This is a genomic window from Nostoc sp. NZL (genome assembly GCF_015714705.1).
In the GTDB taxonomy this organism is placed as follows: Bacteria; Cyanobacteriota; Cyanobacteriia; order Cyanobacteriales; family Nostocaceae; genus Nostoc; species Nostoc foliaceum_A.
In genome coordinates, this window is sequence record NZ_WBKL01000210.1 from 37,892 (window position 1) to 53,395 (window position 15,504).

General features: G+C 42.2%; 10 protein-coding genes and 1 tRNA gene. 7 read left to right on the plus strand and 4 right to left on the minus strand.

Going from position 1 to position 15,504, the window contains the following annotated elements:
- The first annotated feature begins 34 nt into the window (after nucleotides 1–34).
- The 5 genes from F8R90_RS31630 to F8R90_RS31650 all read left to right on the plus strand — a co-directional run bounded on the left by F8R90_RS31630 (nucleotide 35) and on the right by F8R90_RS31650 (nucleotide 7,424).
- Entirely contained in the window at nucleotides 35–1,867 is a 1,833-nt protein-coding gene (locus tag F8R90_RS31630) for a phospholipase D-like domain-containing protein (RefSeq protein WP_196514023.1), read from the plus strand.
- A 285-nt stretch (nucleotides 1,868–2,152) separates the two neighbouring features.
- A complete protein-coding gene (gene gshA, locus F8R90_RS31635) occupies nucleotides 2,153–3,292 on the plus strand; it encodes a glutamate--cysteine ligase (RefSeq protein WP_196514024.1) in 1,140 nt (379 codons plus the stop codon).
- 339 nt (nucleotides 3,293–3,631) lie between these two features.
- Nucleotides 3,632–4,093 carry a tRNA (cytidine(34)-2'-O)-methyltransferase gene (locus F8R90_RS31640; protein WP_196514025.1) on the plus strand — a complete coding sequence of 154 codons (462 nt, stop codon included), beginning with the start codon at nucleotides 3,632–3,634 and terminating at the stop codon, nucleotides 4,091–4,093.
- A gap of 792 nt (nucleotides 4,094–4,885) precedes the next feature.
- Entirely contained in the window at nucleotides 4,886–7,183 is a 2,298-nt protein-coding gene (locus F8R90_RS31645; RefSeq protein ID WP_196514026.1) for a peptidoglycan DD-metalloendopeptidase family protein, read from the plus strand.
- Nucleotides 7,184–7,350: 167 nt separating this feature from the next.
- Nucleotides 7,351–7,424 (plus strand) — tRNA-Met (locus F8R90_RS31650).
- Nucleotides 7,425–7,886: 462 nt separating this feature from the next.
- Here the strand turns inward: F8R90_RS31650 and F8R90_RS33975 are convergent.
- Nucleotides 7,887–8,120 (minus strand): hypothetical protein, encoded by a 234-nt coding sequence (locus F8R90_RS33975; RefSeq protein ID WP_442946772.1) that lies wholly within the window; start codon nucleotides 8,118–8,120, stop codon nucleotides 7,887–7,889.
- A 566-nt stretch (nucleotides 8,121–8,686) separates the two neighbouring features.
- Complete coding sequence (cas12k, locus tag F8R90_RS31655; protein ID WP_196514027.1) at nucleotides 8,687–10,612, minus strand: type V CRISPR-associated protein Cas12k; 1,926 nt, start codon at nucleotides 10,610–10,612, stop codon at nucleotides 8,687–8,689.
- A 121-nt stretch (nucleotides 10,613–10,733) separates the two neighbouring features.
- On the opposite strand from cas12k, the gene F8R90_RS31660 reads away from it, so the two are divergent.
- Entirely contained in the window at nucleotides 10,734–11,000 is a 267-nt protein-coding gene (locus F8R90_RS31660; RefSeq protein WP_196514028.1) for a helix-turn-helix domain-containing protein, read from the plus strand.
- A 127-nt stretch (nucleotides 11,001–11,127) separates the two neighbouring features.
- Here F8R90_RS31660 and F8R90_RS31665 read toward each other — a convergent pair whose 3' ends face one another.
- On the minus strand, nucleotides 11,128–11,433 hold the full coding sequence (locus F8R90_RS31665) for a hypothetical protein (protein WP_196514029.1): 306 nt from the start codon (nucleotides 11,431–11,433) through the stop codon (nucleotides 11,128–11,130).
- A 271-nt stretch (nucleotides 11,434–11,704) separates the two neighbouring features.
- On the opposite strand from F8R90_RS31665, the gene F8R90_RS31670 reads away from it, so the two are divergent.
- Nucleotides 11,705–11,887, plus strand: coding sequence for a hypothetical protein (locus F8R90_RS31670; protein WP_230967196.1), 183 nt, complete (start codon nucleotides 11,705–11,707; stop codon nucleotides 11,885–11,887).
- A 277-nt stretch (nucleotides 11,888–12,164) separates the two neighbouring features.
- Here F8R90_RS31670 and F8R90_RS31675 read toward each other — a convergent pair whose 3' ends face one another.
- Nucleotides 12,165–15,488, minus strand: a complete 3,324-nt coding sequence (locus F8R90_RS31675; protein ID WP_196514030.1) for a Swt1 family HEPN domain-containing protein — start codon at nucleotides 15,486–15,488, stop codon at nucleotides 12,165–12,167.
- Between the last annotated feature and the right edge of the window lie 16 nt (nucleotides 15,489–15,504).

Consider the following 15,504-nt stretch of genomic DNA (forward strand, 5'->3'; position numbering starts at 1 on the left):
TGTACAAATTAAATTATCCAATCTTGTTTTGTTGATGTTTCTTGCCTCTTCTGCTAAACCAATTGATGACAATCTTAAGAATTTTGTAGACGAAATTGAAGCGCAAAGTCCTAGTTTGTCAGTTTTAGCAGCGCGTCAATTTCGCTATAGCCTAGGTCAAACTCCTGTAGAAATAAATATTAAGGAACCACGCCAGTTTAACGTCCTCGAAGAATTTATCATCCGCGCTGCGATTGAATTTCAACCACCACCAACAGAGGATGAATTAGCCTCTGTACTTGGGCTTGATTCTGTATTTATTAAAACTACTACTGCAACTCTTCGTTCATTACAAACTCTATCAGCAACATCGCCAATTACAGTTACTTCTGAAGGCCGCTCATTTTATGAAAAAGGGTCTGTACCACAGCCGCCATATGCTGTACAAATTAATGCTATTATAGACCCCTTAAGCGACAAAATCACATTTCAATCTGAATCCTTAAATGAGACAGTGATAAATTTGCCTGATTTGGCAGACTTTATAACTATTGATAATACAATTGCTGATATTGCTTCCTTACCGCTTGAGGAAATCCAAAAAAGTATTCAAACTTCAGGTTTAGAACTTCATATCCCAGAAGAGGGAAAAATCGTCACTTCCTGTAAGGTACTAGCTTCGACTCAAAAAATTTGGAGAAAAATATCGCTTTTCATTATCTTCGATGCTCTTGAAGATAAATTGAGCATTCAAATAAAAAATGGAAAGCAAATTTTAGAGCCAGCATCAAATTGGTTAGAACTGTTACATGCTGAAGGTAAAATATCCTTGCAAACATTATGCAAATTGTCAACCGAAACCATCAATTTTCAACGTGAAGCCATTCTCAAGCAGAAAAATACTGAAATAGAAGCTAGACTCGAAAAGATTCGCCAAAAGGCGCTAGAATCTGCCACAAAAGCTGGTGAAAAAGTAGATAACTATAAAGCGTTAGGTGAAGCTGTACAGTTACGCGATGGACAAATTAGCCTAGTTTTTTCAGAAGTTTTAAATTCAGCTAAAAGTCAGATTCTAATCTATTCTCCTTGGGTTAATCAGGCAGTTGTCAATGAAAAATTTCTAAATTTATTACAGAAATTGGCTAATCGTGGAGTTCGGATTTTAATTGGACATGGAATTGCACGGCTACAAGAAGATGAAGATAAACCAATTCCACCAGAAGTAGAGAAAAAACTTCGAGCGATCAAAACACCTCATGGTTTACCATCTGCACAGGTTTTTTGGTTGGGAGATTCCCATGTCAAAGAAGTAATAGTTGATAAAGAAATCTATCTTTGCGGATCTCATAACTGGCTATCTTATCGCGGCGATTATCTACCACAAGGCGAGTCAGTTTATAAAGTTACAATTCCGCATCAAGTCCAGGAAGCTTATGAATTTCTCGCTAATCGCTTCCAAAATCATGCTCAAAAATTATGGAAAAATGCTCTAGAAAACCGCGACTCTAAACTGGCTATAGAGTCTTTATGTGTGTGGGGTGTGCTAGGTATGGAAGATATTGCACTCAAAGAAATACAGAAAAATAATTGGTTTGAGCTTCTGCCTGTATGGTTAAATGTAGCACTACAGGGATTGAAATCGAAAAACTTATCATGTGATTCAGCAAGTTTTAAAAGTGCACTTTCGTTGCTGAGTCAAGTTTCTACTGAAGAGGAATTTATTGAGTTATTGCAGCAGGGATGGTGTAAAGTTATCGGCGCGATCGCAATTAACAATCCCAAAACTGCTTTAAACTTACTTAGTGATGAAGTATGGGCGCAGTTTCTACGCCTCAATATTGCCCAAAAGAGTGATTCACCTGAGAATTTTATTTCGCAATATACCTAAAAGAAAACAAACCTAGTACGGAGCTTTTCAGTTTAAATTAGCTCTTTGAAATAACAAAATTTCTGAACATACATGTTGCCGAACTATACAGTGCGGAGATTAAACTAGTGTATTTTTTAGCTTCAGTATTAATGATTCTCCGAAAGACAGCCAATAAATTCGTCGTCCTGATTTGGTATGAATTATCAATTAAATGATTCTTAACCTTTGATTGACTTAAAGATAGATCCAGAGATTCGTCTTATTCGATACAATTTATAGGTAGAGAGAGCCGAGGAGAACAAGGTGGTCTTATTAAAAGGCTTTGAGATTGAGATGTACACTGGCACACCTCAAGGTGAAATCGTCGGTCTCTCCGACAAGATCGTTGCGGCTTTGGATGGATTTATGCGAGAGCCAGATAGCCGCAATGTGGAATACATAACCCAACCATCCCATAATTACGAAAATTTATTGTGTGCCTTGCTGCGTCCCCGGCAGGAGTTGCGAAACTACCTCAATCGTTTGGGCGATTATACCTTGATACCGGGGAGTACTTTATCTTTGGGTGGAGGCGATCGCTTTCTGCGTTCCGATCCAGCAAACCCTTATCATGACTACATTGAAAACACCTACGGGACAAAAGTAGTCACCGCCAGCGTACACATCAATATAGGTATCAGCGACCCAGAAGTATTAATGCGGGCGTGTCGGGTGATCCGTATGGAAGCACCTCTATTTCTCGCCCTCAGCGCCTCATCTCCCTTCCTCGATGGCAAAGCTACTGGCTATCACTCCACCCGTTGGGGCGTATTTCCACAAACGCCTAGCCATGTGCCGTTATTTGCCAGCCACGCCGATCATATTCAGTGGGTGGAAGATCAACTCGTTGCAGGAACCATGCAAAACGTGCGGCATTTGTGGGCATCGGTGCGACCAAATGGCGATCGCCGTCCCTATGACCTAAATCGCCTAGAATTGCGAATTTGCGATTTAGTCACAGATCCCATTGCCTTGCTAGCCATTACTGCCTTATTAGAGGCGCGTTTATTGCAAATAATCGAAAATCCCAGCATCGATCCATTAACTCAAAGTACTTTCTCTGCTGAAGAACTCGTCACCCTGACTGCTGACAACGAAGCTGCTGTTGCTGCTGGTAGTCTCGATGCTCATTTGAGGCATTGGCAAGATGGCAGAAGTATTCTAGCCAGAGATTGGATTTCTGAAATGTACCAAAATGTTTGGGCGATCGCTAAACAACGAGGCTTTGGCTGTTTCCTCTCGCCCTTGCACAAAATCCTCCGCGAAGGCAATGAAGCTCAACAATGGTTGCAATTACACGCAGTCGGTTTTGACAGCCAGCGCGTTATCACTCAAGCTATTGTCGCCACTCAAGAGCGCGAAATCGAACTCGAAGACAAATTGTGTTCGTCCCTACTGGCATAGTCTTAAGGAGCAGAAAGGTAGGGGAGGGTGAAGGAGACAAATTAATGCCCAGTCTCCGGCCCCTACCCACATCTCCCGTCTTTAGACAATTTTCTTGGAGACGCTACCAGCCCTAAAAGACACAAACACTTACTTTTTCTACATAAAACTTAATATTTTCCAATTTAAGCCAAATATCTTCTCAGGCATTGCTCTGGGAGGGTTTACGCTTCGTTTTAAAAATCTAATCGATGGAGGATGCTTGATTATTATTAACAAAACCTATGAATAGCCTCTATCTTTTGGTAGATTTAACATTGACAATAATTTTTTTTATACCATACGTAAATCATACGGTAAATGCCTCAGGTAGTTTTAGTTAACCCGCAAATCCCTCCTAATACAGGTAATATTGCCCGTACTTGTGCAGCTACGGGTACAGAGTTGCATTTGGTGGGGCCTTTAGGATTTGAAATTAGCGATCGCTACCTCAAAAGAGCTGGCTTGGATTACTGGCCTTATGTCAAGCTACACTATCACGAATCGCTAGAAGCCTTTAAAAACGTACATCAGGAGCGTGGAGGCAGATGGTTAGGTTTTACTGTTGGTGGAAATTGTAATTATGTAAGCTTTCAGTTTCAAGCTGATGATTGGTTGCTGTTTGGTAGTGAAACTACGGGCTTACCACCAGAAATTCTGTCAGATTGCGATGCTACTCTGTATATTCCCATGAGCCAACCGGGGGTTCGCAGCTTGAATCTGTCAGTGAGTGTAGCAATTGGATTATTTGAAACCCGTCGTCAGTTAGGCTATCTACAATAGTTGTTTACCTTCATATTTATAAGTAATTATACTTATTGTATCTCCAGATATCTATTAGACGAATGATTTATGGCAGCAAAAAATTTCTTGATTACTGCAATAATATGTAAAACAATATACTTAAAATTGGTTTTTTTCGTAAATTGTAGTGGAAGATACTTACAAGGAGAAGAAGGTTATTATAAGAAATTTGTATATAAAACTTGGGATATTGCCAAATTTGAATGATAGATTTTGATGAATTTGAAACATCCTAAATTGGGGGTGAAAACCGCTATAATCCTCTCATGCCATGAATTTGAGCGATTTTAGCTCAATGAACTCTAGAAAGCAGCCCTAAAGTAGCCAATAGTTCATACGGTTGTTTTTTAGGGAATAATCAACGTAAAGTCTCGTGTTGAGAAGGCTGATTGGGTAGAAATATCTTGAAGATATCTACAGTAGGGGGCATCACTTTTCCAGAAGTCGCAACAATCTAATTCTCGGCAGCGACTATGGACTTGGCAAATAGTTTGTCCAGTCCCCGCGATTGACGCAAGACAAGCGCGGACAATGGTAAAGAGTAAAACGTCCTAAGTGGTGTTAGGAGTGGTTCGGACAAGTAAACACAGCAAAATTTAAGTTTTGCTAACACATGTGAACTTGTCTAAATCAGAGAAGCAGGTTAATCTTGCGTAAGCATCTCTGGTGAATGTGATCTTGATCTATTATTTGTTGTGATCTAAATCATTGACTAGTATCCAACTGAAAAATCGAGGTCAGTTAAGCGCTAGTGATCATAGGAGGTCGTCTTTGAAACGAGCATTAAAAAAGAGAGTAAAAGCTGTGTTGAACAATAACCCCAGCAGCGATGATGCCCCGGTAGAACTGCTAAATGTGATGAATCCAAAAGTTAACCGCCGGGTGCGGACAAAAGCCGCCATGATTGGCTTGGCAATCTCTATGGGAGCAACCAGCCTTTTGGTGACTCGACAAAGCGATCAAGCCCAAGCAGCGGTGCCAGTAGGAAGCCAAAAGGCAAGCTCAACGATTCCTGCTGTTCCTGACACTGAGGTGAAATTCGCCTCCACAAAGCTGGAGTCCCAAGCAGTCTCATCAGCGACCGTGCCGGAAAATCCTGTTATCGTGGAACCAACGGCAGTCTCACAAGTGCCTGGGCTTGAAGCTAAATGGCAAGTCGCGGCAAATGGAATGTCTTTGCAAGTTCCTGCATCAGAAACGTTTTCCCAAGGAACAACAGTTTATAAAAATTCTACCTACCTGAAGCCCCAAGTGGCACAGGGATTGAACAATACCTTAGCTGAGACTAGTTTTCCAACAGTCAATAATCTGTCTGACTCTAGTGCTGATGGTGTTGGTATTACAAATGCATCATTAACTGCCCAGCCACAGACAGTGGCAATATCTGGCGCAGCCAACAGTGAAATAAATGCACAACTGAAGGCGCAACAAGAGTTCGCACTGAATCGCTTACAAGAAAAATCGAATCGGTTAAGAAATAGTCTGGCACAGTTGCGGTCTGGAGATACCAAAGATTTATCCCAAGCTGATATGGGGTTGGCGCAGTCGACTGTAGTAGAGAAGACTGTATTAGCCCAGTCGGACACTTTTGGCGATACAAGCAAAGCGAACTTGATATCGAAGTTAAAACAGAAGACACAGACGAGTGCACTGACACCAGCTACACCAACAGTTATTGCGTCCTCGACTCGAACAGATTACGAAGTTAAGCCTGGAGATACACTAGCAGCGATCGCCAGCAGATACAATACTTCAGTATCAGAAATAGTTAAGGCAAATAACCTCAATAATCCAAATGAACTGCAAATTAGTCAAAAACTAGTTATTCCTGCTGTTCAAGTTGAGGCAACTGTAGCGACTAAGCCTACTTTCGTAGAGACCAGCAAAACTCCAAAGGTAGCCACCTCCCCGGTGAACATTGGTAGTGCCAACTCATATCTACCTACTTCACAATCACCAACTATTGCCGATAACAGTAGCAGCATTACCGCCCCTACACCGGTAACTGTTCAGGTTCAGGCAAATAGTGCGACCGACTTAGAAACAGCCCCCTCCACGGCTAGTTCTTATGGCGTGGGTGGTGACATTCCAGTGCCAAAAGCTTTTGCCGAAATGCAACAGCCTAAAACACCAGCAAATAGGGTAGCAAGGGGAAACAATAACAATAATGACCGCTTACGGGGCTTACAAGCGGAAATCCAGAGGTTACAGCAGAAATATCGCGCTCAACAGTCTGGTAACTTAGTTGTGTCGGCAGCAGCTACTGAAACTAATAATGCTGCGATGCTCACTCCTATTTCTACCCCTAATAATTTCACTGTACCCAACTCTGCTGCTAGACCAAATAGTGTAGCTATACCAATTCCAGTTCCTACACCGATTCAGTCTGTTCAGTCTAACTATAGCGCTCAACCAATTAAGACCCAATTCCGTGCGACTGTACGCCCTAACGAAGCAATAAACCCAGAGTTCTTACCTAATCTAGGGTCTGCTAGCCAGTGGACTCCCTCTCGCGCTCCATCTGCCACAAAGGTTGCAACTCCTCCTGGAAGAGTAAATGCTTCTGACTCCTTAGGAAAGATGCGGGGAACTACAGTTTCTCCACAGATAGTACCGCCTTTGGCAGCAGTGGATCAGTATCTGCCCAGACCCATTGACGAACTTACACCTCCTCCATCTTCCTCAACCATATCTTACACATGGCCAGCGAAAGGTACGCTCACTTCTGGCTATGGCTGGCGCTGGGGTAGAATGCACAAAGGAATTGACGTTGCTAACTCCACTGGCACGCCAGTTGTCGCCTCAGCTGAGGGGACGATAGAAAAAGCTGGTTGGAACAAAGGTGGTTACGGCAACCTTGTCGAAATCCGTCATCCTGATGGCAGCACGACTCGCTATGCTCATAACAGCAAGATTCTGGTGCAACCTGGTCAGCAGGTGAATCAAGGAGAAACAATTGCCTTAATGGGTAGCACTGGTCACAGTACTGGGCCACACACTCACTTTGAAATTCATCGATCAGGCAAGGGTGCTGTTAACCCAATTGCCATGTTACCGGATCGCATATAATTACTTGCCTTTCTGTAACTAAATCATCGCCTTGTTTTGTTGAGGGAGTTTACCTCCCTCTTTTGCTTTCTATGACCTTAACAGGGATAAAAGCTGTAAGAAAATTGCAAAAATCCTAGTCTTGAGCAAATTTGTATGCTATACTAGTTTATGATTTGAAGATATATGGCTCAGTAGCTCAGTTGGTTAGAGCGCGGGACTCATAAGCCTGAGGTCGTTGGTTCAATTCCAACCTGAGCCACTTTAAAAAAACGATTATATAAGGGTTTCAGCTCCTAGTTGTACATTCACAAATTAGATGTCGCCGTTCACAAATTAATGTCGTTTTTCACACATTAATGTCGCTCTTTCACTAATTGCTGTCGTAGCTCATTTGAGACAACCGTTCACAAATTAATGTCGCAATATTAGTGACTTATCGACTTTGAGCGGTGACAGGTCAACATCAGATTTGCCAAATAGGAGACCATAAGCTTAAGTTTAACTTAAGCTCTAAAAACTTTTACTCTACCTTACTTAAACAGAGAACTTTTGTTCTTTATAGTTAAGCAGGTTGGAGTTGAACCCTTTCAACCCATACCCATATCTCGTAATCTTTATATTTTCACCAGCCCTGCACTGGAAAAATTTATATAACTTGTCCTTTCTTGCTCATCGTTAGGTATTACATCTTCAATCCATTTTTGCCGGAAGGAATTGTAACTTACCATCGCCCTTGGGGTCGATATAGAAAATTTTCTTTCAACCCGCTTGACACGGAAAGGGTCATTGTAATTGGCGACCGCACTCCCATGCCCATTAATGCTTTCAACCCGCTCAACACGGGAAGGATCATTGTACCTTTGAGGTAGCGATAGGCAAGGATACTATAACTTTCAACCCGCTCAACACGGGAAGGGTCATTGTACCATGAGGGTTGCAGGGGGATGTCCTCCAATGCAGCCTTTCAACCCGCTCAACACGGGAAGGGTCATTGTACCATTTCCCTCAATGAATGTGTCTCCACACATAAACCTTTCAACCCGCTCAACACGGGAAGGGTCATTGTACCCCTTCCTGTATAGAATCCTTGTTTTGTGAAGGATTCCAGAGTTGATAGCGCGGATCTATATTCCACCCTTCTTCAACTACCGTTTGAATGGGCAATTTGTGTGCCATTAAACGCTAAAACCCTTTCACCGCAAGCAAGCGCGAATCGACTGAAAATTTTTAATCTCTTCTAATGCCTGAAAACAAGGATTGGTATGGGTTCCCCCTTGGTCGGAGGTGATTTAGTAGCCACTACAGCAGTATATCTGCGCCCTTATTGCTGGGAGCGCACCTTATTCCTGTCTGGAGACAGCAGCATCAGGGTGAGCAGCTACTAGGGTCAGAAAGCAAGACTATCTTCCAATAGTCAAACTACCCCATATTTTTCACAGTTCAGCGGTTACAAAGAACATGAACTGCGGCGCTATTACTTATTTTATTGTCAAGGTTCAGTATATTTGCTCAATCTGAAGATTAAGATTTATTTTGACGAAAATGGTAAGCAGCGATCGCTAAATCTCGCGCTTTTTCTTGAGGACTATCTCGAATAGGTTGTGGGCCTTGTTCTATAGAAATGTTTGCCTTAGCTGCTTGGCTTTGAATACACTCGATCAATCTGTTGTAGCTCCAACGATGAATGCTCTGGCGGTACTGTTTAGCATACTGTTGCTGACCTTCTTTGTAATTAGGACATCTTTTCAATGCCCTAGCTTCTATTTCACTTTGGATGCTCTCGCGTACATTTTTCATTGTGGGTAGAACAATGCTGCCAGCTTGGTAATTTTTGGCTAACATGATAATTGCTTGTGCTAGTAAGTTATCAATGTGCTTTCCTAACTCCAATTCTGACAACTTAATTTGTGTGTTGCTTTTTTGGGCTTTGTGGCGTTCATGAGAATTACGTTGCTGCTGCTGTCGCTGGCGGTTCAGTAACTTGTAATTATCACCAAGTAGCTGTTTAACACTTCGATACGCAAGAACTTTATTTGTGGAGCAGTCAACAATAGCTATTGTTGCAGGCTTTTCTAAACCCAAACTCACACCAATGAGAATTGATGTTTTGCCCTGATACAAGTTTTGATTAGGACGTGGGTAGGCGGTATTGATTTTAGTGAGTGTTGAGTTAAGGCGTTTAACATAGATTTGCTGATTTTTATTTAAGCTTTCTTTTTTTTCGATGTCTGCCAGTTTTTGAGTAATTTCGTCTACTTTTTCTTGCCTAAACTCCTGAGTCCCTTCAATCGTCCACAGACGAGTATCAACGCTGCAATAAAGAGTTAAACGATGAATCTTCCAGGGAAGGTCATTACCTTTATTGTCTTGCCATGCTAAACGTCCTGAACGTAAAGTAAAGAGAGAAGATGAATGCTGGTCTTTGTTGTTGCGCTTAATGCTCTGATCTTCTAAAAATCTTTGAAACCAATAAATTTGTTTATTATCGCAGTAAATTTCAAAGATATGATTATTGAACTCTTTACCTGAGAAGCTAAGACAAATACGACCTTTTTCATTTTTTGACCAAATAAGGTCTTCGTTGCTTGTGAATTGAACTGGAAATGGTATCGAACTAGAATTTTGTAAGAGATACTTCTGCCAAATTTTAACTTGATTTTCGCTTTCAGGAACAGTGGTGGTTGCTACTAAAAGGCTTTGCAGCCACTCTTGTCCTGTCAAATCACGACCACTGGGTATCCTCGATTGCAGTTGTTCTTTAAGACGTTCAATTTCTCGGACTTTCTTACTACGACGTAGAGAATACCGATTAGGGTCTTCCTCTTCTTCGCTAACCTGACAATTATTTTTCAATAAGTAAGCGATAGCACACCGATTAAGAGGATTTTTTGCTTGATCATAAGCCTTAAATAAAATGTCAAACAGTATGTAATTATTGTTTTTGCTTTTACTTTTTTTAGTTTTATTTACATTTTCCTTTTTAATATCCGGCTTATTAGTTTCTTCAAACTTAGCAATATAGTGCGGTAAAATTTCAATAGCTTTAGCCCGAATAATATTTAAACTAAAGTTACTTTCTTGTTCCAGTTCTACATCACTTTTAAGCATATTGAGCCAATGATCTTTTTTATCGATTTTTTGTTGTCGTTCTTTCTGTAATGCCAACCAAGACTTGTAGATATACTCGACTACTTCAATAGCTGATTTGTAAAAACGCTTAGGTTGGTTAACAAAGCGTTCTTGACTACTGAGTGAGTCACACAGTGGTTTGATTACTCCATCTGGTAATTTGCCCTTCTTCAACCACTGCTCCATATCAGGATGTATTCTTACCTGTTCAAGTAGTTCATTAATCAAAGGTGTATTCTTGTCCGCCATCAATTGCCACAGATGGCGGCGGGTATCTTCGCTGGCTACTAATCGACATTGAATAGTGATCACGCTCATAGCGGCTTCTGTTATTTAAACTTCACTAAATACACCAATATTATTAAAATAACACTTATAGTGTGCAATATTACATTTATTATATGTAGATTTATGATTGATAGTACCTCACTATTAGGCTGTGAGGGAAAATAACATCAATATTGAATATCGTTTTGGAAAAGCGATAAGACGAAGAAGGCGAGAGCTAGATTACTCTCAAGAAGAACTAGCTGAAAAAGCTGGGCTTCACCGTAATTACATCTCAAGTATTGAGACAGGAACCCGTAATCCTTCTCTCAAAAATGTTGAAAAGCTTGCAAAAGCACTGAACATCTCCATTTCTGCTCTTTTTATCAACTACGATATTGAGGCAGAGCATAAATCAGAAAAAGATACTGAGTGTTAATTTATAGTGTTTTAGTACACACGGGCATAAATTTGTCCTTCCAGTACTACAAAAAAATACAAACACGCCAAAAATTAAGAAAGAGACGTGGCTAACCTCACGTCTCCAGGTGATAGGAGAAAAACCATTAAGCGGCTACATCCGCGACCAGTAACCCGTTGACAGCAATGATCAAAAGTTGCGCTGAAGCAGAGGTATCACAGCAATGTCTTTTATCGCTATTGCAGGGTTGTGTTACCCATTTACCCTCAAGATTCTGATAAAAAGTTCCAAGCAGATGGGAACCATTCCAAACTCGATAAAGTTCTCCCCAATCATCTGGTACTGAGTCAATTTCAATTTCTGGTGCTACTGCGTCAGCTAAATGGTCAACATATTCCTCAAACTCTGCTTGAGCCGAGGTTTGGTTGTCAAATTCATCTTGTACAATCATCTGAGTAACCTCATTAACGGGGTTTAACAAAAGGCGATCGCAGTCTCTTCCCGGAGGGCGATCGCCTTTGTCTTGTTACTATATTGTAGTTACTTGTTATTACTAAGGCAAGAGCGTTACTACAAAATTTTCAAAATTCGCCACAATTAGGGTAAATAGAGTTATTACAGATTGAAAGTTTTCAGCAGAAAGTAGTATGGCAAAGCGGCAGACAACAAAATTGAGCAATCAGATCATTGTTAGAATGGACGATGAGACAAAGGAAGCTTTTATGAATAAAGCTAAGGCTGAAGGCAAGACAGCCTCAGAATTGATCATGGGATGGATTCGTTCTTACATGGCTGAAGAACTCCAAGGAACTCCAGACTTAGCCAAAATGCAAGCGGACTTGGAGAATCTAAAACAACAAGTTGCTGCACTCCAAAATGAATACTTGGGAAAATTAGCAGCCTGAGAGAAGAGAACGATTCTCTCAGGCTATGGATAGATCAAATTATCAGTTCTGCCCCTAAGAACCCAAAAAACCCGTCAGATGCCTGACGGGTTTAGTTTTGTTAGGGAGATTAACTATGGGAAGATATGCAGTTACTACGAGTAATAAATAGGTAGTAACTAAATTTAAGATTCCGATCGCACTCAAATCCGTTAACCCATAAGACTTTCCCTTACTTCTTTGGGTGTGACGTAATGCTTTACCTCATTACTATCTAACAAGTTTATGTATCTCAACTTCATTCTTGTTCAAATCCCTGATTACTAAATTTGAGAACCCTACAGTTCTCGCTAACTGTGCGAATCACGTTCTCTGGCACTCCTTCAGGGACAGTGACCTGAAGTTCTAAGGTAATTTCTACTTCAGCATCTACTAAACTACTGAGGTGTTGAATAACCTCGTCTGCTATCTGTCCTATGTCACGTCTTAGCCGCAATGCGTCCAATTTGACTGAACCATAGAAACGTTTTGGTGGAACTATGACAGTTACTTGGCTATCAGAGGAGCCATTTTCTGTTATTACAATGTCAATAGTTTTGTCTTTTTCAGTCTTGTAGCTTCCTGTTTTTTCTTTAAATACTGGTGGAGTTACTTTAGCAGCAGCATCTGCGTCAATTTGGCGTTGCGCTACTTCTGGCTTAACTATCAGATTTTGACTACTAAGGGTTACGGTAATGTGTTCAGCTGCTTTCAAACCAAGATAACGTCCTTTGGATTCATCCCAGCCTGTGGCATAAGCAAAGTTTTCATTCCATAGTAACGCTGCAACTCCTTCTGCGATCGCTTGTAATAGCACTTGTTGATTTTTGATGCGTGGCAGGTAAAGGTAGTACGCTAAGTACTCCCACAACTTTTTAAGGTCGAGGTGGTTTACATCGCGCCAGAGATATGGATCGAGGGCTTCTAGGCGCAGGCGACTAGCGGCATAGTTAGCAATCAAATGTTCTTCATGAACTGCTTTGCGGCTTGCTTGCAGAATAGGAGAGTCTTGCTTTTGCAATCGGATTTCTTGCCATTCAATCTCTCCTTGAGGGTCGGGTTGCATCGGTACTAACAGCCAGATGTAAGCCTCCTGAATTAAACTTTTTACATCTTTGTCGGTTTGCTGTTGTTTAGTCGTCGCCTGATTGCTTTGAAAAACATCTAAGTTTAAGGCTTCTTTATCCCGAATAATCGAATTCCAGGCGAGGTACTGGCAAACAGATTGTTCTAATAGCTCCAGTTTTGCCTTGTCTGGTGCCAGGAACAGCAACATATTTTTGCAGTACCGAGGACTGGCTCCCTTTTGGTTTAGTATTTCTTCGGCTCTGGTGCGGGCTTGGGTTTCGCTTTCCTTATTTTTATGGGGATGTTGTGGCCCCATGACAACCAGCCTTACGGCCATTTCATCAGGAACATCTGCGGAGGAGTCGGGAGCGATATGTACTCCAGCAAATTCACCGCGCTGTTTATCAGCCTTTAATCGGAGAATAATTTCATCCCAAACTTTATCCTGATCCTGTTGGATTTGCTCGGCTCGGTCTTGGGCAAGTCTGGTGACACTAGGCTGAGTTGAGAACCAGTAACGAGTATTATCGACATAAAGATGTGTCGATTGGTCGGTAAGTCGGCGCAAAGCATCGCCAAAAGTTGCTGCACTTTCCCCTGGTTGAACACACCCTAACTTGATCCGATGATCTTCTACACCGCGATTGGCTGCTCTTAGAGTTGGGGCGGAACCAAGGTAAATTGTCCGGGCGACACGGCGACAGGCAGAGTAACGTCCTAAGTTCGGGTTTTGGCGATCGCACGCCAATGGTAGAGAATTATATCCATCTACATCTTTTTCAATCACTGGCACCCAGTTATCTTCCAGGTAGCGAGTCAATTCTGTTTGTACCTGTCCGTCATCCATTGGCACGCTGGCAGGCATGATTAACAAACTCTTGTCCTGTCCCTCCCAAAGTGAATGAATCACCTTTGCCATCAGTCGCAGCACACCGCGCGTGCGTTGGAATTTGTCGAGAGTTGACCAGTCATTATAAAGTCGGTCAAACAGTTCTGGATGGATAGGATAGGCATTTTCTAGCCGTCGTTTGTAACTACCTTCTCGGCACTCGCTAGGAAACTCCTGAGATTGGTTTTGGTACATTTCTGCAAAGGCACGGATGATGGCATCACGGGCAATAAAGCCACTTTCTTCGGTAATGGGTTGAAACAGCCGCCGCCGCACAATTTCAAAGCTTTCATCGGCAGTTGCTGGTCGCCAAGGAGATTCGACTCTGCCAATAGCATTTTTGAGTCTACTTAAGGCTGCTTTACCGCGATCGCCTCCAATCTCATTATCAGATGCCGGAATACTGACCACCAAAAGAGTTTGGTTAGCATTTTTTGCCGACTCGCTCAAAGTCTGGGCAAAGGTAAAGTGAGTGTCAAAGCTGCCCCCCGGAAGGTCGTTTATTTCGTGAAGCTGTCGGGCATAAGCCACCCATTCATCAATTAAAATCAGGCAGGGTGCATAGCGGTTAAACAGCAGCCGGAGGGTATCGCCAGGGTTTGTTGAAGTTTCATCTGCCTCTCGAATCATTTCATAGGCTTCCCTACCGCCCAGTTGCCAAGCTAATTCGCCCCAGAGTGTTCGGACAACTGTGCCATCTTTTTTAGATTGAGGCTGACCGGGAGAAATTTTATTTCCTACCAGCACTGCTGTGTTAACTTTTGGCGGAGGTAAAACATTTGCCGCTTCCAGCACTGGTTCCAATCCGGGTAACTCGGATGCCGGAACGCCCATAAACAGGTGGTATAGTGCCAGCATCGCGTGGGTTTTGCCGCCACCAAAATTGGTTTGCAGTTCGATAACGGGGTCGCCTTTATTGCTAGAAAGACGTAGCAAGGCATTTGTGAGCAGTTGCTTTAGCCCTTCGGTGAGAAAAGTGCGGCTAAAAAACTCTGTAGGTATCCGGTATTCGTCGGAACCTTCATCTAAATAAACTTGCCAGAGGTCGGCAGCAAATTCTGCTTGTTGGTAGCTACCAGAGGCAACATCTGGGTGAGGTGTAACAATTTCTCGCCAGGGTTTTAAACCGCCTACAGGATTGCCTTCTAGAGGTTGGAGAGTAGCACGACGAGTTTCACGACGAGCTTGTTCTGTAAAGCGTACCCGCAAAAGTTCTTGTTTTTGTTTATCAACTTCATCTGCTTCTGGTGCAGAAAAAGCAGAAAGTAACCGCGATACGCTATCAAGAGCGCGATAGGCATCATCTGTAGAGAGTGGCTTGTTGTGCGCCCAAGAGTTGCGCGTGTCAATTAATTCCCCAACCAAGCTTCTTTCTGCATTGCCCAGAGTCTTTTTGAAAACCTCACGCCACTGATTAGACATGAGTTTCAGGAGTGCTGATTCGTCCTGCTTGAGAATTTGCTGGACATTACGTCTTAGGCTATGGTCTTCTGGAACAAAAGGTGTAGCGGCAACTACCCACTTATCACCATAAATGGAACGCATTTCCCTTTCCACAAAAGGATATAAGCCATCTCTCAAAAGGTCTAGCACCCTGCCAACTCGTTCGCGGTTACTTACGGACATAGATTTTTTATACTAG